Source organism: Pseudomonas sp. HMWF021 (genome assembly GCF_003061005.1).
Taxonomy (GTDB): Bacteria; Pseudomonadota; Gammaproteobacteria; order Pseudomonadales; family Pseudomonadaceae; genus Aquipseudomonas.
This window is the reverse complement of the sequence record NZ_QAIK01000192.1, coordinates 1-413: the sequence shown is the minus strand read 5'-3', so window position 1 is coordinate 413 and position 413 is coordinate 1. Positions and strand designations below refer to the sequence as shown.

The window sequence follows — 413 nt, the reverse complement described above, 5'->3', positions numbered from 1 at the left end:
CCTGCCGCATCACTGAAGTCTTTCGCGGCGAAGAGCACTGGCATCTGCAGGACGCCGAAGGCTTCACCCACGGCCCGTTCAGCCACGTGGTGATCGCCACGCCGGCGCCGCAAGCCACTGCACTGCTGGCCGCGGCACCGAAACTCGCCGGTGCCGCGGCCGGGGTGAAAATGGACCCGACCTGGGCCGTCGCCCTTGCCTTCGACACGCCACTGGATACCCCCATCGAAGGTTGCTTCGTGCAGGACAGCCCCCTCGACTGGCTGGCGCGCAACCGCAGCAAACCGGGACGCGACACCACGTGCGACACCTGGGTGCTGCACGCCAGCAGCGCCTGGAGCCGACAACACATCGACCTGCCCAAGGAAGCGGTAATCGAGCAACTGCACGGCGCTTTCGCGGAACTGCTGCAC

At 67.1% G+C, this 413-nt stretch carries 1 pseudogene; it reads left to right on the top strand.

What is annotated here, in order from left to right:
* A pseudogene (locus tag DBR18_RS30150) lies at positions 1 to 413 on the top strand (FAD-dependent oxidoreductase); the annotation flags it as partial.